Annotated in this window: 18 protein-coding genes; 12 read left to right on the forward strand and 6 right to left on the reverse strand. The window is 44.2% G+C overall.

Annotation, left to right across the window (positions count from 1 at the left end; translation table 11 throughout):
- The first annotated feature begins 198 nt into the window (after positions 1-198).
- From petB to F6K64_RS15525, 3 genes are all read left to right on the forward strand, one after another.
- Positions 199-867: a cytochrome b6 gene (petB, locus tag F6K64_RS15515; protein ID WP_009149163.1), complete on the forward strand. Its 669-nt coding sequence runs from the start codon at positions 199-201 to the stop codon at positions 865-867.
- Positions 868-966: 99 nt separating this feature from the next.
- Complete coding sequence (gene petD / locus F6K64_RS15520) at positions 967-1,449, forward strand: cytochrome b6-f complex subunit IV (protein ID WP_009149162.1); 483 nt, start codon at positions 967-969, stop codon at positions 1,447-1,449.
- 387 nt (positions 1,450-1,836) lie between these two features.
- Positions 1,837-3,207, forward strand: coding sequence for a zinc ribbon domain-containing protein (locus F6K64_RS15525; RefSeq protein ID WP_009149161.1), 1,371 nt, complete (start codon positions 1,837-1,839; stop codon positions 3,205-3,207).
- Positions 3,208-3,396: 189 nt separating this feature from the next.
- Here F6K64_RS15525 and F6K64_RS15530 read toward each other — a convergent pair whose 3' ends face one another.
- On the reverse strand, positions 3,397-5,001 hold the full coding sequence (locus F6K64_RS15530) for a mechanosensitive ion channel family protein (protein WP_009149160.1): 1,605 nt from the start codon (positions 4,999-5,001) through the stop codon (positions 3,397-3,399).
- A gap of 779 nt (positions 5,002-5,780) precedes the next feature.
- On the opposite strand from F6K64_RS15530, the gene ltrA reads away from it, so the two are divergent.
- A complete protein-coding gene (ltrA, locus tag F6K64_RS15535) occupies positions 5,781-7,691 on the forward strand; it encodes a group II intron reverse transcriptase/maturase (protein WP_009149158.1) in 1,911 nt (636 codons plus the stop codon).
- Between the two features lie 65 nt (positions 7,692-7,756).
- On the opposite strand, the gene F6K64_RS15540 is transcribed toward ltrA, so the two are convergent.
- The gene (locus F6K64_RS15540) at positions 7,757-7,888 is read right to left on the reverse strand and encodes a hypothetical protein (protein WP_287265774.1); all 132 of its coding nucleotides are present in this window, start codon (positions 7,886-7,888) and stop codon (positions 7,757-7,759) included.
- Positions 7,889-8,237: 349 nt separating this feature from the next.
- Between F6K64_RS15540 and F6K64_RS15545 the strand changes: the two genes are divergently transcribed.
- Together F6K64_RS15545 and F6K64_RS15550 are read left to right on the forward strand one after the other, a co-directional pair.
- Entirely contained in the window at positions 8,238-9,383 is a 1,146-nt protein-coding gene (locus F6K64_RS15545) for a glycosyltransferase family 4 protein (protein ID WP_287265775.1), read from the forward strand.
- A 117-nt stretch (positions 9,384-9,500) separates the two neighbouring features.
- A complete protein-coding gene (locus F6K64_RS15550) occupies positions 9,501-9,881 on the forward strand; it encodes a hypothetical protein (RefSeq protein ID WP_009149155.1) in 381 nt (126 codons plus the stop codon).
- Between the two features lie 115 nt (positions 9,882-9,996).
- Here F6K64_RS15550 and F6K64_RS15555 read toward each other — a convergent pair whose 3' ends face one another.
- Positions 9,997-10,422, reverse strand: a complete 426-nt coding sequence (locus F6K64_RS15555) for a hypothetical protein (protein ID WP_009149154.1) — start codon at positions 10,420-10,422, stop codon at positions 9,997-9,999.
- Positions 10,423-10,495: 73 nt separating this feature from the next.
- Here F6K64_RS15555 and F6K64_RS15560 point away from each other — a divergent pair, with 73 nt between their 5' ends.
- The 3 genes from F6K64_RS15560 (at position 10,496) to F6K64_RS15570 (ending at position 14,386) form a co-directional block, all read left to right on the forward strand.
- Complete coding sequence (locus tag F6K64_RS15560) at positions 10,496-10,639, forward strand: hypothetical protein (RefSeq protein WP_287265777.1); 144 nt, start codon at positions 10,496-10,498, stop codon at positions 10,637-10,639.
- Between the two features lie 327 nt (positions 10,640-10,966).
- Positions 10,967-13,186, forward strand: coding sequence for a pentapeptide repeat-containing protein (locus tag F6K64_RS15565; RefSeq protein ID WP_009149153.1), 2,220 nt, complete (start codon positions 10,967-10,969; stop codon positions 13,184-13,186).
- A gap of 681 nt (positions 13,187-13,867) precedes the next feature.
- Positions 13,868-14,386, forward strand: coding sequence for a hypothetical protein (locus F6K64_RS15570; RefSeq protein ID WP_009149152.1), 519 nt, complete (start codon positions 13,868-13,870; stop codon positions 14,384-14,386).
- Between the two features lie 219 nt (positions 14,387-14,605).
- On the opposite strand, the gene F6K64_RS15575 is transcribed toward F6K64_RS15570, so the two are convergent.
- Entirely contained in the window at positions 14,606-15,061 is a 456-nt protein-coding gene (locus F6K64_RS15575) for a hypothetical protein (RefSeq protein WP_009149151.1), read from the reverse strand.
- A gap of 349 nt (positions 15,062-15,410) precedes the next feature.
- On the opposite strand from F6K64_RS15575, the gene F6K64_RS15580 reads away from it, so the two are divergent.
- Complete coding sequence (locus F6K64_RS15580) at positions 15,411-16,283, forward strand: S-methyl-5'-thioadenosine phosphorylase (protein ID WP_287265779.1); 873 nt, start codon at positions 15,411-15,413, stop codon at positions 16,281-16,283.
- 73 nt (positions 16,284-16,356) lie between these two features.
- Here F6K64_RS15580 and F6K64_RS15585 read toward each other — a convergent pair whose 3' ends face one another.
- Positions 16,357-16,641, reverse strand: a complete 285-nt coding sequence (locus tag F6K64_RS15585; protein WP_287251775.1) for a hypothetical protein — start codon at positions 16,639-16,641, stop codon at positions 16,357-16,359.
- Between the two features lie 38 nt (positions 16,642-16,679).
- Here F6K64_RS15585 and F6K64_RS15590 point away from each other — a divergent pair, with 38 nt between their 5' ends.
- Positions 16,680-17,231, forward strand: a complete 552-nt coding sequence (locus tag F6K64_RS15590) for a chorismate--pyruvate lyase family protein (RefSeq protein ID WP_287251774.1) — start codon at positions 16,680-16,682, stop codon at positions 17,229-17,231.
- Here the strand turns inward: F6K64_RS15590 and F6K64_RS15595 are convergent.
- Positions 17,188-17,349 carry a hypothetical protein gene (locus F6K64_RS15595; RefSeq protein WP_287251773.1) on the reverse strand — a complete coding sequence of 54 codons (162 nt, stop codon included), beginning with the start codon at positions 17,347-17,349 and terminating at the stop codon, positions 17,188-17,190. The two genes, F6K64_RS15590 and F6K64_RS15595, sit on opposite strands and share 44 nt — an antisense overlap.
- 216 nt (positions 17,350-17,565) lie before the next feature.
- On the opposite strand from F6K64_RS15595, the gene F6K64_RS15600 reads away from it, so the two are divergent.
- Positions 17,566-18,888, forward strand: coding sequence for an effector-associated domain EAD1-containing protein (locus F6K64_RS15600; RefSeq protein ID WP_287265780.1), 1,323 nt, complete (start codon positions 17,566-17,568; stop codon positions 18,886-18,888).
- Positions 18,889-18,923: the final 35 nt, after the last annotated feature.

Here is an 18,923-nt window from a genome sequence, read left to right on the forward strand (position 1 = left end):
GTTAAGTTATGTTACCTGTAACCGCGATCAGGTATAATATTTGGGCTGTAACCGCCAGAGTTGACGGCAAATTAATGAAGCAGGTCATGTTAAAATTAACATCATGTAACATATAGGCTGTATTCGTTGTAAATTAAGGAGTTGAACACTCCGACGTTCAACGTCTGACGGCAAAATCCTTTCGGAAACTCTGGCCTCATGTTTTCTAAGCAAATCACTGACTCGAAAGTATACGACTGGTTTGAGGAGCGTCTGGAAATTCAGGCACTTTCCGATGACATCACTTCAAAGTACGTACCTCCCCACGTTAATATTTTTTACTGCCTGGGTGGAATTACTCTAACTTGCTTTATAATCCAGTTTGCCACTGGATTTGCCATGACCTTCTACTACAAGCCGACGGTCGCTGAAGCATTTAGCTCTGTACAGTACATTATGACTGACGTGAGCTTCGGCTGGCTGATCCGCTCTGTTCACCGCTGGTCTGCCAGCATGATGGTGCTGATGATGATTTTGCACGTCTTCCGGGTCTATTTGACTGGTGGTTTCAAAAAGCCCCGTGAACTGACCTGGGTGACAGGGGTAGTTTTAGCAGTAATTACCGTCTCCTTCGGTGTGACTGGCTACTCCTTGCCTTGGGACCAAGTTGGTTACTGGGCGGTCAAGATTGTATCTGGCGTTCCTGAAGCTATTCCCGTGGTTGGTTCTTTAATCGTCGAACTGCTGCGGGGTGGTACTAGTGTAGGTCAGGGTACTCTGAGTCGCTACTACAGTCTACATACCTTTGTGCTGCCCTGGTTTATCGCTGTCTTCATGCTGCTGCACTTCCTGATGATTCGCAAACAGGGCATTTCTGGTCCGTTGTAAATCTGTACTGACTAAAAGTCAGGAAAGTGTTAAAACTAAATGCAAACCTTGCTGCTGCCACCTGCTTACCTTTACTTATTAAGGAGAAGAATTTAAGCAATGTCAGTTCTTAAAAAGCCGGATCTAGACGATCCAATTTTACGTGCCAAACTAGCCAAGGGGATGGGCCATAATTATTATGGCGAGCCAGCTTGGCCTAATGACCTCCTCTACGTTTTCCCAGTGGTAATCATGGGTTCCATTGCTCTATGCATTGGTTTAGCTGTGCTTGATCCAGCTATGATTGGTGAACCAGCCGATCCCTTTGCCACACCTTTAGAAATCCTCCCGGAATGGTATCTATATCCTGTTTTCCAAATTTTGCGGATTCTCCCTAATAAACTTTTGGGTATTGCTGCTATGGGATCAGTTCCCTTGGGTCTGATGCTGGTTCCCTTCATCGAAGGTGTGAACAAATTCCAGAACCCATTCCGCCGTCCAGTGGCAACTACGGTATTTTTATTTGGTACCCTAGTCACCATCTGGCTTGGTGTTGGTGCTACCTTACCCATTGATCAGTCTTTGACTTGGGGTCTGTTTTAAGATTCGCTTAACCATCAGTCTCATCCTACAACTAGAGTTTGAACTAGAGTTTGTGGGATTTCGAGTGGTTAGTGATTAGTCATTAAAAAAAAGCTTTTCTGAAAATCCCACGGCTCAATGTACGTGGGATTTTTGTTTGATAGCAATTTCCAAGAATTTCCTCCGTGCCAAGTATCTTAACCTACATTCCGCAGCTTAGCTCGCAGAGCTATGGTATTTTTGAACAAGACGTGAGACGCATTCCCCCACCTGGCCGCAGGCCACGCTACGCGAACGTTCAGGTGGGGGTTAGTCCACGCCAGTAACAAAAAAATAAACAATAAAAAACCTCTGGCAATCTATATTTTCATAGGTTAATATATTAGTTAATATAGTTGTTTTATATTAGTGAAGACACCAACCAAAGTGATCAGAACTGATAAGTGGAAGCTTAATCCTTCTCCCTCGCAAAAAGAATTATTTGCGGAGACGGTCAAAGTTTATCGTCAGGCTTGCAAGTATTTGGTTGGTATCATCTACACTCACTGGTCTGAACTTGGTGGATTGACAGCAGATCAATTAACTCCTGCTGTAGAGCGGCTAATGCATCAAACCGCCAAGCGACCTAATATAAAATACCCTCAGTTCAATCAAGCTTTTTACAAATTTCCCAGCTACTACCGTCGGGCTGCGATCTCGTTTGCGGCGGGACAGGTTAGTAGCTATGTCACTCGTTATAGGGACTGGCAATCTGGAAACAGAAAAAGAAAAGATAGTAAGCCACCAAAACTAAATGCTGGGACTGGTTGCTATCCTGCTTTATACAAAGGACAGTGTTATAAGTTACATGGTTTCGACCAAGTAGAAATTAAGGTTTTTGATGGTAAAAACTGGGACTGGACGAAAGTTCAAATTACCGGATTAAGAAACCGCCACACCTGTGGGACTAACAAAATCATGTCCCCGTCATTGATATTCAATGATAGGTACTGTCATTTATCTGTTCCATTTGCTTGCAAGCCAGAAAAGCGCAAGCCAGAAGGCAACGTTACTGCGGTAGATCTAGGCATCAATACCACCGCAACAATAGCAGTTGTAACCCACACCGGCACTGTAATCCACCGTGATTTCGTTCACCCCGGAAGAGACATAGACCGTAGGGACAAACGACTAAGATCCGTATCCGTCCGAGCCTCCAAGACTATGGGCAAAGGGGGGAAACTTCATAAAGGTTTCTGCTGTTTGACCTACCAAAAATGCCAAAGAATCAACAACCAAATTAGCCATATAGTTTCTAAACGAATTGTTGAGATTGCTGAGAAATTCAATTCTGTTCGCGTAGCGTGGCCTACGGCCTTAGCAATCGTGTTTGAGAACCTCAAAGGATGGAAGCCTAAAGGTGGAAAAAAGAGATCTAACCTGAGGCAGAAATTTCACGGGTGGCTCAAAGCTAAAATTCGTGATTTCACAGAAATGAAGTGGACTGAACTTGGCGGAAAAGTTGTAGAAGTCGTGGCTGCTTACACTTCCAAACTGGCCTACGATGGCTCCGGTACGGTTAAACGAAATTCAAGAAATTACTCCCTAGCAACCTTCTTATCAGGTAAGTGTTTCAATGCCGACCTCAACGGCGCTTACAACATCGGGGCTAGAGGTGTACTTAAACTCGTTCGCAGAAATGGCAACGAGGGTCGTTCCAGCAAAAGATCTCGACGACCGCCTAGAAGCTGGGCGTGCTTGTGTGATCTGTGGACTAGCGGTAGTTCCAGATTAGCATAGGACACCACCACCTCGGTTAGCCAGGTGGTGGAAGCTTCATGCATGACCCCTAACTCTATTTACGCCTAGGTAATGGTAAAGATGTAGTGATTTGGCTAGGGTCTGGTCAAGGTAACGGGAGCTAAAGTCACTACTTGTGTACCACTACCTACGCCTAATAGGGGATGCAATCCGGCGATCGCAATCGCTTTATTTGGCTAGATAAGCTTGTCTGAGTTGCCAAATTAGTTCCCGATAAAGTTCATTTTTGACACGATTTCCCCGCTCGCAGTGTTCTAGCTTAATATCATCTACAAAAAACTTGACAGTCAAAACTTTGTTGGAGTCCATTTGTGATCCTCCCACCATCTTAATTTCTTCCATCCAAATTTTCGGATTTTGCCATTCGATGCGGGAGCGTTTAAATCGTTCTTGTAACCACATAATCAGATCATCAACAACATCATCAAATCGGGTATCATCAATGGAGAGATTATTCGCTCTCAGCCATAATTGATTGGCTTTGCGCTTAAGAATGGTAATTTTTTGTTCCCAAGACTCGCGCAGTAATTTATGATCTTCTAACAACAAATCTGGATCTTTGCACCAGGTGTTATACCATTCTCTGACTAAACCAATCAGGGAGTCTCCTCCAGATTGGGCATGCTCTCCTTCTTCTAAAGTTAATTTTCGTTGACGATTTCCCAAACGAACCGCTTGTGTCGATAAACCCATTTGCTCACAAATATTCAAATAATCTCCCTGAATTATACGGATTTCACTGTATTCTAAGCCTTCATTTTCAAACCGATCCACTTGCTCGGACAAGCGATCAAACGCATTTTCAATTTCCTCTAACTTATGATTCACTTTTTGTTCTGCTTTTAACCGGATTAAACCCACTTTTCGCTTCTGTTCTGCTCTGATTCCCGGCTTAGAAAATCCATAAAACTTTTCTAAAAGTTCAAGCTTGCGATCGATTAGTCCCATTGTGTCGGGGTGAGCTAAGATCACGTTTTCAATCAACTGAATTGCTTGACCGGGATCAACTGTTGACATGATCGGAAGTTCCAGTTGATCGTAATAATGGGGAGTTGGACGAGTGAGATTAACAATTTCTTTTGTTTCAAAGGTAGAATTAGGAAGGTAGACATCACTGTGGTTACTCACAACATACAGATGAGTAACTCGCAAACCAACTTTTTTGATCACTGCAAGTTGACCGGAAGACAGTAAAATCACATCTCCAAATTGAAAAGGAGTATCGACTAATAAAACCAAACCGCTCAGAAAATTGGCGAGGGAATCTTTGAATGCAAAGCCAAGAATAAAAGATGCTCCTCCAAGGGCGACCCAGACTCCAGCCACGTTTATTCCTAAAGTTTGTAAGAATAGTGAGCCGCCAATAACATAGACTAAAATAGGCAAGATGCCTTGAAGAATGGGAAGCAAAACATCATCCCACATGGCTTCTGTTTGCTCTGAATACTTCTTTAAGTAGTAGAGAATAACTTTAGTTAAAATTTGAGCGGTGACATAAGTGATTATCGCAATCATTGCAGCGGTTAATCCTCGATTTACCCAAACTTCATAATTTTCGCTTAGTTTAAGTTTAGGAATTAATGAAATTTGAATTCGTAAAAGTAGTACAAATAATAATAAAGGTTGACGTATAATTTTTAAGCTTGTGATTGCTGCGTCAGAGGAGAATCGACGAAATATAGGCGGAAGAATCACAAAGGTGATAACATATAATACCGCAATAATTCCTCCTAGAATTGCAAGGCTTTTTAAATATTCACTTAATACAATCATATTAACCTCTTGCTACTGGCTTCTGTAATAATTTTCACTTTTGCCCACACAACATTGAACTTTTTCCCCTGATTGTACACCATCAAGCCAGAATTGTATCAGGGTAAACGCAAGAAAAATGAACCCATAATATGAAATAACCGGGCGACTGAAAGGCGCTCTTGGAAGTGAAAGGCTAGAACCCTTTCCTAGTCTTGGATTCAGACTAGTTTCCACCCGAAGGAGCGTAGTGAGATGGATATCGCGGCTAAGGCTACGACACTCCCGAATCACTAGGTTTCAGAGCTAGAGGGGAATGCGCAACAAATCTTTACATGCCGTGGAGAAGATGTTGTTGGGTTAGGAAAAGAATCATTTGGTTGAAAAGTGATGAATCGCCACTACAAGGCATCGTTACGATAGACACTTTCCGATAAAGCGGCAATGGAAGGTGTAAGCTCCTGGATTAGCCTCGCGTTAAAGGGGCAATCGAATCCCACTTTGGACTCGGTGTATAGGCGGCAACCTCAGATTCGTAACTTCTTAGTGTGTCAACAGGTAAGCCGAGGTTGAGTCCTAGATCTAGGTCGATTGATGTAGGTAGCCAAATCGTAAGAGGAGGTATAACTCTCAGCCCGGTAGAAGACTGAACCAAGCAAAAGCCAACAGCCGAAAGGCAACAGGAAAATACGAAAGTATATAACTGGTTGGATAGAGGGAAATCCCTTAACTTGAAAGAGTGCTGAATTTCAGAACTGACTTCGAGCTAGGGAAATAATACGTAAGTACCTTAATTGTATATGGAAAAGATAGAACCGCAACCTTACGGGAACGGTATCGTAACTAAACAAACCACTGACTGGCACGCTATCAATTGGAAACGTGCCTACAGGACGGTCAGGAAACTTAGACGTAGAATTTTCAGAGCGACACGTGAGGGTAATTGGAAAAAGGTCAACAAACTACAAAGACTAGCTCTCCGTAGCTATTCCAATATCCTGATATCAGTCAAACAAGCAACCCAAGTAAATAGTGGTAAAAAAACAGCAGGGATAGACGGAAAGAAAAAATTAAACCCTGCGGAAAGAGGTCTAATGGTCGATTCCCTCACCACATATAAGACATGGAAGCCAATACCAACCAAACGCATCTACATCCCAAAATCCAATGGAAAGAAAAGGCCATTAGGGATTCCTTGCATAACCGACAGATGCCTACAAGGTATAGTCAAAAATGCACTTGAGCCATCATGGGAAGCAATGTTTGAACCAGTATCATACGGGTTCAGACCTGGAAGAAGTACCCATGACGCCAGACAGAGGATATTCCTAAACATCAAAGGAGAGAATAATAAAAAATGGTGGGTAGTAGACGCGGACATCTCAGGATGCTTCGATAATATTGCACATGAACCACTATTGGAAGCAATCGGTAGCTTTCCAGCAACCAAACTCATAAAAGAATGGCTCAAAGCAGGATACATCCACAAAGGGACATTCTACGATACCGAACAAGGAACACCACAAGGTGGGATAATCAGTCCACTATACGCCAACATAGCTCTCCATGGATTAGAAAAGGAACTAGGTATTAAATACTACTGGTGTAAAGACAAGAAAGCCAAAAACGGCGGAAATTGGAAAAATAGGACACCAAGGACTTACGTCCGCTTTGCCGATGACTTTGTAATCCTCACCGAAAGCAAAGAAGATGCGGTGAATGCATTGAAAATCGCTGAAGAGTGGTTATCCAAAAAAGGACTAACATTATCCTTCGAAAAAACTAGAATATCCCACTTGACCACCGGATTTGATTTTCTGGGGTGGAACTTCAGGAAACATAATACCAGTACAAGAAAATCAGGGTATATAACCATCATTAAACCTTCAGATAAGAATGTAGCGAAATTTAAAACCAAACTTAAAGAGGAATTCAAGAAGGTACGATCAGCTCCACAGGAAGTGGTAATCAAAAGACTCAACCCGATTATAAGAGGGTGGGGAAATTACCACAGCGGAGCAGTATCTTCAGAAATATTCAATAAGATTGACAGCTACATATTCTGGAAGTTAACAAGATGGGGATTAAGAAAGCATCAAAAATCCCGGGAATGGTTGTACAAGAAGTATTTCGGTAAATTATGTCCCGGAAGAGACGATAAATGGGTATTTGGAGAAAGGAAAGTTTATCTGACTAAGCTTGCATGGGTCAATATCGAAAGACACACCCAGGTCACACATACTCATAGCCCGGACGACCCAGAACTCAAAGAATACTGGGAAAAGAGGGAAAATAAACAGAAACAAAAGACCGCAAGAAATAGACTATCCAACGGAAAAAACAAAATAGCAAACAGACAGAACTACATATGTCCTGTCTGTAATCAAACCCTTGGAAGGTATGATAATGTGCATCTACATCACATAACACCAAAAAAGGATGGCGGCACAGATAAGTATGACAATTTAATATACTTACACAATGACTGCCATCACTCAATCCATGCCCTGGGTGCGACAAATCCCGAAATACAACAAATGCTAAAAATGGGATTAAAAAAACCCTCCAAGAAGAAGGGACAAAAGCCAAAAGGTACAAACCCGGATTCAAGGAAAAGTAAGTCGCAAAAGAAAACGTGTTCTAAAGAAGTTGGGCGCGCCGTGTGCTTGGAGACTCGCTCGCACGGTGCCTTGGGGACGAAGCGGGAGTAATCCCGCAGATTTACCCGATGATGTCATCTCAAAATTTCCAATGGTTTTTGGCTTCGATACCCCCACTAACTTAACTGCAACCAGTCGCCAATCCTTGCCACTGCTGCCTGCAACCGATTGTGAACAGATTCAGCTAGCTTCTGACCCATCAGTTTGAGAACCTGGCTGATCCGTGAGGGAACAAAGGAGTACTTCATCCATTTGTGAGCATTGTGATGATTGCGCTGGAGCGCCACCATCGGAGGTGCTCAGGGGTGGGAAGACATAGAAACCCTGATTGACTGACAAGACCCTTGAAATGCTGATTATCCCGTAGGGAGCGCTTAGCCATAGGGTAACCCAATGAAAACCTCACTGGTCTTGGGTTTCGTTGCCTCAACCCAACCTACGCCATGATCTAAAGTCAGTCAACCAGCCTGCGGAATGTAGGATCTTAAGCGTATCTGCCATGGCTACAAGTTCTTGGTTGTTTTTCCCTAATATCCCTAATGCTATTAGAAATAGTTCGAGGCTAAGATAGGTGAATCGAATTCAAAACTAACGAATTTGAGCGATACACAGAAAACCGCATCTAACTACGTATTCATTTTCCTAGAGATTTTTGAGTGTGAAGGGGGCATCCAATCCTACGTCAAAGATATTTTCGAGGCATATTTGTCTGTTGCTGCTAAGACTGTTACCAGTTCTAGCGCTGAAATATTTTTGCTGCGGGATGGTCTAGGTTGTGAAAATCCCTTTGATCTCTACCCACTCAGATTCCATTACCTGAAAACCAAGTCTCCTGTGCTAGGGCGTGTTCGCTTAACAATAGCGCTGGGGTTTTATTTATGGCAAAAACGTCCCAAACACGTTTTCTGCGGTCATATCAAACTGGCTCCCCTGACTCAGCTGTTGTGCAATAGTTTGGGGATTCCCTATACAGTTTTGACTTATGGCAAGGAGGTTTGGGAACTCTTACCCCTGAAAGAACGTAATGCCCTAGACCGGGCAGCAGCAATTTGGACAATCAGTCGTTACAGTCGCGATCGCGCTTGTGCTGCCAATAACCTAAATCCTGAAAAGGTAAAGATGTTGCCTTGTGCTGTTGATGGCAATAGGTTTACTCCTGGTCTGAAATCACCAGCCTTAATCGAAAAGTATGGTCTGACTGGTGCTAAGGTGTTGATGACTGTCGCTCGTCTGTGGTCTGGGGATATTTATAAAGGAGTTGATGTTACCATTCAAGCACTTCCTGCGATCGCTAAAATCTTTCCAGAGGTTAAATATCTAGTTATTGGTCGTGGTGATGATCAACCGAGACTGGCGCAGCTAGCCAAAGATTTGGGTGTTGGGGATCGGGTGGTCTTTGCTGGTTTTGTCCCTACACCAGAATTAGTGGAACATTACCGAGTGGCTGATGCCTACGTCATGCCCTCCCAAGAAGGCTTTGGGATTGTATACCTAGAGGCCATGGCTTGTGGTAAACCTGTCCTTTCTGGGGATTCTGATGGTTCTGCTGATCCTTTGCAAGATGGTCAGCTTGGTTGGCAAGTTCCCTATCGAGACCCCGATGCAGTGGCTGCGGCTTGTATTGAAATTCTCAAGGGAGAGGATCAGCGCTGTGATGGTCAGTGGTTACGAGAACAATCCCTAGGGTTATTTAGTAAAGAGGCTCTGACAAAGCAGTTAAAAGAGTTACTCGATACTGCGTAAAAATTGAGTCGCCCCTTGCGGAGCATAAGCAGCGAGGGGTAATTTCTATTCAAGTTAAGACGAATCTGAACTAGGATATAACTACCCGATCATATTTGTTATTGTTAAAAGAAAACAGTGAATCAAAATACCCCGAGACAGTTTCAGTTCAACCTGTCAGGTATGGGCTGTTGGCTAGCGTTCTTCTTAACTTGTTTCTTGCTAGGCACAGTTGGCTTGGGATGGGTAGTCAATGGTTTTTTGATTTTAATTGCTTTTTTAATCATCTCACCAGTGATTGCCTGGTTTGGAGTTCGCTGGTGGCTCAGACGTAATCTAGTGGAAGATAAATGTCCAGTCTGTGCCTATGAGTTGACTGGGTTTAACAATACCCAGTGTCAGTGCCCCAGTTGCGGGGAAGTTTTGAAGATAGAACACGGACATTTTAACCGCTTAGCAGCTCCAGGTACGATTGATGTGGAAGCGGTTGAGATATCGGTTCAGCAGATTGAAGATTAGAGTAATCGCTAATCACCCATAGACTTCGCTGCAGTTGTCAGGGAAAAGGCTTGCACCCAAAAGGCTTGCCTACAATAATTATTGAGTGTTGAACTTTGAGTTCTGCACCCTGGTACTAGGGAGTTTTAGTGATCGATAAAGTATAAGGATGCTGTTCACCATTGCGATCGCCGACGTAGAATGAGTAGCTGCCTTGCTCCCAATACCCGATTTTAACAATATTCCCCCCAGATAAATTATCGGCCTGTGTACATGAGGTACCATTTGGCTCCTGAATTAATAGAGTGGGCTGGCCTTGGCTTTCTAGGTTGAAGCGCAAGTAGGTAAAATCTTGGTTCAAATTAATGACATGATTGGGCTGGGTACTAATCATACCGCATTGGCTCTTATTTGATCCTCCAGAGTTTCCAGTAACTACGATGGGATCAGGCTGGAATCCAGGCTCAAGGTTGATGGTTTCGGCGTTGGCGACACCAGCGCTACTTAAGCTTACAGCTATGGTGATCGGAACAATCATCCACTGTGGGAATAGTTTAGTCATTGTCATCCCCTAAAGTCTTGTGATCTATTACTAATACACTTGTCCTAGATTACTTGACTATCTAGAATTAAATTTGTTTCGGGTAAGCTATCAGCTATCAGTTATCAGCTATCAGCTATCAGCTATCAGCTATCAGCTATCAGTTATCAGCTATCAGCTATCAGCTATAAGCTATCAGTTATCAGCTATCAGCTATCAGTTATCAGTCAAAGGCTGACGGCTGACGGCTGACGGCTGACGGCACCTCAAGTAGCTTGCGCGTAGCGCATATGCTTACTCTAGTCCCATTAACCCCAAGGGCGGGGTACCTCACCCAATTGAAAACTGCTATATAATAATGAGGCTGATTTCATAGCGGATCAGTGCTCTCGCCGGTATTCAACCGGTTGAGTCTGGACGTACTTATATATAGTCATCAGGTGTTTGCCCCAAAAAATGGTATGAAGCAAAATCTGCGATAATCTCGCCCTTATTTGCTTACTGATCCTTGAAATCAGTGTTCACAGTCATTAAAAAGCCAAAAATCGCAGCCTGAGTATTAAATATGGCTAGCCCCACTCTAAAAACAGGTCAACACCGAGAAGGTAGCTGGTATTTTCCGCTGCGACTGAACTTGGTTCTGCCACTGGTGACTAGGCGTTGCGTGGCAGCGCTTTTGGAAGTATCGCTGGTAACTACTAGTGCATTGCTCCCTTACGGGATTGGTTTGTATGCAGAAAAATACTCGAAGGCAGAACCGGTTCCCCTTAACCCAGTTTTGGGGGCAACCCAGAATGCGATCGCAAAAACTCTAGCTTACCCCCGCCTACAACTAACCAAGCGAGTCACTCCCCTGACCAATTTTTTTTGGTGTGCTTCGTTAGTGATGCCAGTAGGAGTAACCCTATGGCAACTTTATCTGCTGGGAAAAACTGGTCAAACTACTCCCAAAGGTTGGTTTGGAGTGCGAGTGGTTACCGCTTCGGGAAAACCCCCTGGTTTGATCGGTGCGGTGTGGCGTGAGGCAGTGGGACGCTGGGGATTACCACTCGGAAGTGCTTATTTACTCTGGCGCTACACTGGAGCGTTTCCTGACTTGTTAATTTTGTTGGGATTGGCAGGATTGATGCTATTGGCAGAGAGTTTTTGTTCTGTATTAAATCCTCAACATCGCAGCCTCCACGACTACATAGCCGGAACTTATGTCTCGGATTCCTCTCGGTTGCTCTTACCGTACTGGTCAAGTTTTGAATCCTCCCCAACACCCGAGTATGAAGAGGTTGAGCTAGAGGAGGAAACTGATGGGCAATGGTCTAATCACCAGGAAGCTACCTCGGGTTACCGTAGCGCAACAGTTAATCCCATTACCCTGATCTCATTATCGCAACAGCACTCCCCCAATCTTTGGTTGTGGATGCGCCGACATCCCGGTCTTACTCTGCTAATTGTTACCTTTGGCGGGATGGGTTCTGTACTGGGCACGTTTGTGGGAACCCAAATCTATATTCAAAGTCAGGCCAATTGGCGAGCGTTCAATCAGCAGAAAAATGAGGTCTTTCTGACCTTAGTGAAACAATTAAGCTCTACTGATAGCACTGCTCAAGAAAAACGTTTGGGATCAATTCTGGCTCTAGGTAGGATAGACGACCATCGTGCTGTACCGTTTCTGGTGGATTTGCTGGGTCAGGAAAATACCCCTAGCTTGATTGATACCCTCCAACAAACTTTGGTCAGTAAAGGTGTTCAACCCCTTCCCCATCTACGAATATTGAATCAATCTTTGGCAAACGACCAGAAAACCCTAACCAGGGAAGGTAAACCAGGGGTTGGGGGAGTGCTAGCGGTGCGGCACCGAGCAACTAAGCAAGCTATCTCGAAAATTCTGACTATCTACGACGGTCAAGTGCATAATGCTAACCTGAGCTATATTAACCTCAGTAAGGTTAATCAGGGTTATGGCTATTTTAATCCAATTCTGGACAACCTGAATTTGTCGGGCATTAATTTCCGCTACGCTAATTTGTCCGGTGCTAATTTGCAGGGTAGTCGCTTCTATGGCCCTGGTGAGGATCAACATTTTGGCACTTTTGATGATTGGGTCAGCGACTTCAGCGGAGCTGATCTGAGGGCAGTTAACCTCACTGGTGCTATTCTCGATAATGTCTTGATGAATCGCACCAATTTAATCGGGGCAACCCTGAACCGAGCTAGATTTTATAACAGCAGCCTGATCGGTGCCAATCTCAGCAGTGCCCAGTTGATTAATGCTGATTTCCGTAGAGCTATCTTAGAAAATGCTAGCCTGACAGGAGCCAATTTGGGGGAAGCAAAATTCAGTCTCTCTAGTCTCCATGGTGCTCGTTTGGGCAAAGTTAGTGCTGTGAGGAGTGATTTCTCTTCTGCTGATTTAAGTCAATCAAGCTGGCAAGGAGCGAATCTTTCTAGGGCAAATTTGAGTAATGCTAATCTCAAAAATGTTGATTTCAATTCAACCCAATTGGTAGGGGCTAATTTACGCAATGCTAAGCTGTACAATGCTAAGCTACGTTACGCTAATCTCAGTGCTGCGGATTTGCGAGGGGCTAATTTAGCTGGAGCAGATTTTAAGGGAGTTACCTTTGCTATGGCTAAACAGACTAAGGCTAATCAATTTATTACTTTGCCTCCACCTAAATCGAATTTAGCCCGGATCAAGGGGGTTGATTTTGCTAATGTTAAAAATTTAGATGAGCAGCAACTTCGATATATTTGTACCTATGGTGGACTTCATCCTCGATGTTTGTGACACTCTTTTAGAGTAGGGAACAGGGAACAGGGAATCGGGAATCGGGAATCGGGAGTCGGGAATCGGGAATCGGGAGTAGGGAGTAGGGAGTAGGGAGTAGGGAGTAGGGAGTAGGGAATCGGGAGTAGGGAATCGGGAGTCGGGGTAAGCTATCAGCTATCAGCTATCAGTAACGGGCAAGATGCCCGTTCCACCCACCGGGTCAAAAAGCTTTTAGGAGATGCACCCAACAAGGAAGAAACAAGTGGTAATAAACAAGTGGGAAAAAATCAAGTAGGCTAAAGTTTTTAACAAGAGAAAAAATTAGCGATGCTCGGTAAGATCCGCTACGCGATGCTCGGTAAGATCCGCTACGCGATCGCATAAATTCAAAAGTTACTGAGTCGATTCACTATCTTCGAGTTGACTTCAGTTTAAAACCCGCTTAACCACCATAGTTATTGCTTAATTGATTGCGTTTGATGTCAAGTTAACTATCAACAGTAAAAAAAACAAACATCAACCTGTATATTAGGTTTGTATAGCGTTTTTCATAGCTATGAGGTATATTCAATTTTATTACCTCTGTTCCCTGTTCCCTATTCCCTGTTGCCTTTGCTATATTAGTTTCACCGCAGCAATTAAGCTAAGATAAGCGAGAAAGCAGCCATCATTAGAATTAGGTATTGAGGAGTTGAGGAAATGGGTAATGCTATTGGTTTATTGTCCACACTAGGAACGCTAGTGCTGGTGAGTCTGGCTAGTTTAATGATTAAGTCGCAACCAGCATTTGCTCAAGCTGCCTACGGAAGTTATGTGGGAATCGGTCCTACGTTTGGTATTACAAAGGATGATGATGGAGAAGGTCAGCAAATTGGTGGATTAATTGCGTTTCGCTACAAATTCCTAGAAATCCCCATTTCCTTCCGGACACAAGCCCTGATTGGTGCTGGCACTGCTATTGTGCCAACAATTTCCTACGATTTCCCCCTTAACTGGCAAACCGATGCTTACGTGGGAGCAGGGGCTGTATTTGCTAGCGGTCACTCTCCCTCACCAGTAGGAGATAAGACAAGTTTTGCTATACAACCTGGTATTGATTTTATGATTCCTAATAGCCAAACGGTTTTGTTTGGTAATGCGATTATTGCTTTTGATGCCTATCGGGAGGGTGGCGGCGTGGCTGCCTCTGTTCAAGGTGGATTTGGTTTAAGATTTTAGTTTGAATCGTCGGGAGTCGGGAGTCGGGAGTCGGGAGTCGGGAGTCGGGAGTCGGGAGTCGGGAATATTTGCTCAGAAATGTTGAATCGAGTAGTAAACGATTACCAACATGGCTGATGTCTGTCTATCGTTGTTGTCAACACAGACATTCTTCCCCCTGTTCCCAGATCCGCTGTTCCCTATTCCCTATTCCAAAGTTCAACAAGTCTGCTTTTTACTTCAATTCAAAATAGCCCCGTCCGGTATAGTTTCTTGTTTCATTGTCCAAAATTGGCTCAGTACATGAATTTGCTTTAATCCCACAATTAAATTCAAACCAGGTATGAAAATCCACCACACTACCAGAGGTTCTGTGAGTCCTTCTTGTCGATACAGTTGGTTAACTGTGCGGTAAAGCCTGAACTGCACAATGTAAATCCAAACGATACCGACCAGGGAAAACCAACCAAACCACCCAGGCACATCGGGATCTAATATCCATAAGGCTTGTGGAACGGCGACACCTAAAAGGAACGGTAGTAAACACAGGTTACCGGACCAACCAGAATTGTTATAGTCTCGCAACTCTTCCTGAATGATCCACTTGTACCAACCGTAATACAGCGTTAATGTGGCTACGGATAGCAGCATCACTTTTACCAGAGGACGGGGTTTACCTAGGGGTTGGTCAGACATAAGGCAAAACTATTGCATTGGAACATCACTCTGTATTTTAAAATCCCTTAACGTAAGCATTCAGCTATCAGCTATCAGCGAACAGCGATTAGCGCTACGCGCACGCTACTTGAGGTGCCGTCAGCTATCAGCTATCAGCGTGTCGCGTATCAGCTAATGCACTACAGATGGTGCTACTTGAGGTGCTATCAGCCACAAGCCTTGGCCACGCTACGCGAATGGCCAAGGCTTGTGGCTGACGGCTGACGGCTGACGGCTGACGGCTGAATGCTTACCCCTTAACAAAAATTAATACAATTTAAGGTAAAATAACAAAGCGTTGGACTGAGGCAGAGTAAGAACAAACACCATGGTGAAAGCACAAATTGGGATTATTGGCGGTAGCGGACTTTACAAAATGGCTGCTCTCAAGGATGTGCAGGAGGTGCCCATTGACACCCCCTTTGGTCCTCCGTCCGATGCCTTGATGGTGGGAACCTTAGAAGGAACTACTGTAGCTTTCCTAGCTCGTCATGGTCGCAATCATCATCTGATGCCTTCGGAGTTACCCTTCCGAGCCAATATCTATGCCATGAAGCAGTTAGGCGTGGAGTATATCATCTCTGCCTCAGCAGTGGGTTCTCTCCAAGAAGAGGTCAAACCCTTAGATATGCTGGTACCGGATCAGTTTATTGACCGGACGAAGAATCGGGTTTCGACGTTTTTTGGGGACGGGATTGTGGCTCATATTGGGTTTGGACACCCGGTGTGCAACCAACTGGCGGGAATTTTAGTGGATGCGATCGCAAGTTTGGAGTTACCAGAGGTTACCGTACATAACGGTGGCACTTATCTGTGCATGGAGGGGCCAGCATTTTCCACCATGGCCGAATCTAATCTCTACCGGAGTTGGGGCGCAAAAGTAATTGGCATGACCAATTTGCCAGAGGCCAAGTTAGCACGGGAGGCGGAAATTGCCTATGCTACCCTAGCCCTCGTCACCGATTATGATTGCTGGCATGAGGATCATGATCATGTCACCGTGAATATGATACTTGATAATCTACAGCGCAATGCGATTAATGCTCAGAAGGTGATTCAAGAAACAGTGCGCCGGTTAGTTGATAATCCACCGGTTTCTAAAGCCCATTCCGCCTTGAAGCATGCTATTTTCACTCCCTTAGATCAGGCTCCAGAAGCAACTAAGGAGAAGTTGGAATTGTTGTTGAAAAAGTATTTGTAAAACTGGAAAGAGCTAAAGGTGGCGCTGGATATATATAGCAATTATCTTTCCCATGAGGTACAAAGGGATCCCCCTAAATCCCCCTTAAAAAGGGGGACTTTGAGGTTGATAAGTGTACCTGATACATGCAATAAACGCTATATATAGCGTTTCTATCAAGGAAGCAGGGACTGAGGCCGTGGGCCACGCTACGCGAAGGGAACAGGGAAAAGTAGGAAAGAGCTTGGATAATTTTTTCCCACTCCCTCGGTGCGCTTTCCGCATTAAGAATTAAATTCGCCACGGGTCGCACCGCTCCCGACTCCCGATTCCCGATTCCCGATTCCCGATTCCCGATTCCCGATTCCCTAAAACCCAATAATTAACACCTCACCCCAATAAAAATTGCTATTAAAAATGAGAAATGATCTACAGCAATCCCTAACTCGAAGTTATATAGACCCCTCGAATCTGAGTATTTTCCAAAGAATTCTGTTAACGACAGATGGCACAGTAACAGATATGTTGGAAGCCTATCTGTTTGAACAGATTCGTCTAGTTAAGTTGTCGGAAGAATTGGTAACAACAACTTATGATATCGACCCAATGGAATTAGATAAAGGAAGTTCAGTACTTGATAGAAAAATACTATTACAGGGTAAAATAAGTCGCAAGAATTATATCTATGCTGAGTCAATTATTGTTATTGATCGCCTAGATGATTACTTTCAAAAAGATTTACTGAAAACTAAAACTCCCATCGGCAAAATCTGGCGAGAGCAGAGATTCGAGACCTTTAAAGAAATTGTGGATACTGGCAAAAAGCCAGCTAACGAATTAGCTGATTATTTTGAGATTGAACCGGAAGCAAATTTACTTTTTCGTACCTATTGCGTCTTTTCTAATCGCCAATCGGTGATGATGATTAGTGAATATTTTCCTGAAAGCTATTTTTTGAATAGACTATAGGGAGTAGGGAGTCGGGAGTCGGGAGTCGGGAGCAGGGAGTCGGGAGTCGGGAGTCGGGAGCAGGGAGCATCTCATATTTGTAAAAAAGTTGCGTAGGGTGCGTTAGGGGGGGCTTCATTTTCTGATTCGTAGCAAGGGTTTGGACAGCCCGCCCCGTAACGCACCACTGTGTCAAACAGGAAAAATGAGATGCACCCGTAGGGAGTAGGGAGTAGGGAGTAGGGAGTAGGGAGTCGGGAGTCGGGAGTAGGGAGTAGGGAGTACAGAGTAGAGATTAGGTATAATAATAAACGCTATATTTTATTTTTTTATTGCTGAAGAATTAAACTGAACTATGAAACTAAATGGAAAGAAATATCAACAATTAACGAATGCTTTACTTGATGCTTTCCCATCAAAACAAAAACTTGCTGAATTAGTTGAATATAAATTAAACAAAAATCTAGATTCTATTGCGATGGGAGATGACTTAGAAGAAATTGTTTTTAAGTTAATTAAAGCTGCCCGAGCAGAAGGATGGGTTGATAAATTAATTGAACGTGCCCGTGAATCGAATCCAGGTAACCCAGCGTTATTGGCCTTTGCCCAGGAGTGGAATCTTGCTACTGCTACGACCCAACCGCATTCGGACCCTGGGACGGGCAACAGTACACATATCCTCCACCTCTCGGATCTCCATATCACCACCCCTAAGCAAGCTACCCTTTGGTCAAACCAACTCGCCCAAGACCTCAGCTACGAACTTCAAATCCCTAACCTTGATGCTCTGATCCTCTCCGGTGATATAGCGAATTATTCCACTCCAGAAGAATACGAGGCTGCACAACAGTTTCTCGACAACCTCCGCCTAGACTTCCCCCTAGACCCAGAGAAAATTGTTATAGTTCCGGGTAACCATGACCTCAATTGGGAACTAGCAAAGCGGGGTTATCAGTTATTGGATCTCGAAGACTACGATGGTAAACCCAAAGAGGGTCACTACATCGAAGAGAGTCCAAATGTAATTCGAGTCCGAGATGAAGCCAAATACCAACAACGGTTTGCCCACTTCAGCCAATTCTATCAAGCTATCAAAGGTCAACCCTATCCCCTCGACTATGACCAGCAAGCCATTATCGACCATTTCCCAGAGCAAAACTTGCTGATCCTAGGACTAAACTCCGCTTGGGAACTGGATCATCACTTCAAAACCCGTGCTAGCATCCACTCCGGTGCTCTGGCCAACGCCCTGACCAAGATTCGCCGTAACCCAGACTACCGCAACTGCCCCTTGAAAATAGCGGTTTGGCACCATCCCCTCAATAGTGACGGAAGCGATCGCATTATTGACAAAGGCTTCATCGAACAACTGGCCGTTGCTGGATTTCGCTTGTTCCTCCACGGACACATCCACAAAGCCGAAACCAGTCTTTTCCGTTACGACCTCAGCCCATCTGGACGGAAACTCGACCAAATTTGTGCTGGCACCTTTGGCGCACCGACCTTTGAACTACGATCCGCTTATCCCTGGCAATATAATCTACTGAAAATTAACGATAAAAAGCTTACTGTCTACACTCGCCGCCGGGAAAAAGAAAATGGTGCTTGGAAACCTGATTCACGGTGGAGTCAAGGTCCGGGAAAAAATTCTTTGGATTATTATTGTATTGAGTTGTAATCAATTTTTGGAAAATCTATCCCTTAAAGTATTGA

This window comes from Moorena sp. SIO3A2, assembly GCF_010672265.1.
Taxonomy (GTDB): domain Bacteria; phylum Cyanobacteriota; class Cyanobacteriia; order Cyanobacteriales; family Coleofasciculaceae; genus Moorena; species Moorena producens.

Excerpts from the sequence above, each read along its gene's own strand:
- F6K64_RS15540 (WP_287265774.1), bottom strand. The coding sequence starts at position 7,888 with ATGAAGTACTCCTTTGTTCCCTCACGGATCAGCCAGGTTCTCAAACTG.
- F6K64_RS15555 (WP_009149154.1), bottom strand. The coding sequence starts at position 10,422 with ATGACTAAACTATTCCCACAGTGGATGATTGTTCCGATCACCATAGCT.
- F6K64_RS15580 (WP_287265779.1), top strand. The coding sequence starts at position 15,411 with ATGGTGAAAGCACAAATTGGGATTATTGGCGGTAGCGGACTTTACAAA.
- F6K64_RS15575 (WP_009149151.1), bottom strand. The coding sequence starts at position 15,061 with ATGTCTGACCAACCCCTAGGTAAACCCCGTCCTCTGGTAAAAGTGATG.
- F6K64_RS15570 (WP_009149152.1), top strand. The coding sequence starts at position 13,868 with ATGGGTAATGCTATTGGTTTATTGTCCACACTAGGAACGCTAGTGCTG.
- F6K64_RS15600 (WP_287265780.1), top strand. The coding sequence starts at position 17,566 with ATGAAACTAAATGGAAAGAAATATCAACAATTAACGAATGCTTTACTT.
- ltrA (WP_009149158.1), top strand. The coding sequence starts at position 5,781 with ATGGAAAAGATAGAACCGCAACCTTACGGGAACGGTATCGTAACTAAA.
- petD (WP_009149162.1), top strand. The coding sequence starts at position 967 with ATGTCAGTTCTTAAAAAGCCGGATCTAGACGATCCAATTTTACGTGCC.
- F6K64_RS15530 (WP_009149160.1), bottom strand. The coding sequence starts at position 5,001 with ATGATTGTATTAAGTGAATATTTAAAAAGCCTTGCAATTCTAGGAGGA.
- petB (WP_009149163.1), top strand. The coding sequence starts at position 199 with ATGTTTTCTAAGCAAATCACTGACTCGAAAGTATACGACTGGTTTGAG.
- F6K64_RS15595 (WP_287251773.1), bottom strand. The coding sequence starts at position 17,349 with ATGAAGCCCCCCCTAACGCACCCTACGCAACTTTTTTACAAATATGAG.
- F6K64_RS15590 (WP_287251774.1), top strand. The coding sequence starts at position 16,680 with ATGAGAAATGATCTACAGCAATCCCTAACTCGAAGTTATATAGACCCC.
- F6K64_RS15565 (WP_009149153.1), top strand. The coding sequence starts at position 10,967 with ATGGCTAGCCCCACTCTAAAAACAGGTCAACACCGAGAAGGTAGCTGG.